General features: G+C 76.9%; 1 protein-coding gene. It reads left to right on the forward strand.

What is annotated here, in order from left to right; translation table 11 throughout:
• Window positions 1-715: tetratricopeptide repeat protein (locus B7767_RS40780; protein WP_143652947.1), on the forward strand; the 715-nt coding region annotated here is incomplete at its 5' end.
• Window positions 716-801 lie beyond the last annotated feature (86 nt).

The following is an 801-nucleotide window of genomic DNA, read 5'->3' on the forward strand; positions in this document are numbered from 1 at the left end:
GGCGGCGTACCTGGAGCGGGCCGGGCAGCTCGCCTGGGAGCGCGGCGACCGCCAGGACGCGCTGCGGCGCTTCCGGGAGGCGGTACGGGTCGATCCCGACCAGTGGGCGGCGCAGGCCGGGCAGGGCAGGGCGCTGGCGGCACTGGGGCGGACGACGGAGGCGCTGGGCGCGTACCGGGCGGCGCTGGCGAGGCAGCCCCGGCCGGAGTACGCGCTGGAACTGGGTGAGCTGTACGAGTCGCTGGGACTGGAGCGGGCGGCGGAGGTGCAGTACGGGGTGGTGCGGGAGCGGGTGCGGGTGGCCGCCGCGCACGGGGGTGACGAGTCGTTGGTGCTGGGGCGGTTCGAGGCGGATCACGGGGATGCGGCGGGTGCCGTGCGGCGGCTCCGGGAGGTGTGGGAGCGGCAGCCGTCGACGGAGGCGGCGGACGCGCTGGGGTGGGCGCTGCACCGGGCGGGGGAGCACGAGGAGGCGCTGCCCTTCGCCGTGCGGGCGACCGAGGGGACGGAGGGGGGCGGGGTGCGCAGTGCGTCGTACGTGTTCCACCGGGGGATGATCGAGCGGTCGCTGGAGCGGTACGGGTCCGCTCGGCGGCACTTGAAGGAAGCGCTGCAGATCAATCCGTGGTTCTCACCGCTGTGGGTACCGCGGGCGAAGACGGCCCTGGCCCGCCTGGGCGAACCGTCCGTCCAGGCGGGCCCGGAACCCGCCTGAGCACCCCGCGAGCAGTCACACGGCCGGGGCACCGCCCCTCCCCTGGTCAGCCGCGCGGCTGGGGCGTCGCCGTCCCGCCCCGTCCC

This window comes from Streptomyces sp. 13-12-16 (genome assembly GCF_002114215.1).
Taxonomy (GTDB): Bacteria; Actinomycetota; Actinomycetes; order Streptomycetales; family Streptomycetaceae; genus Streptomyces.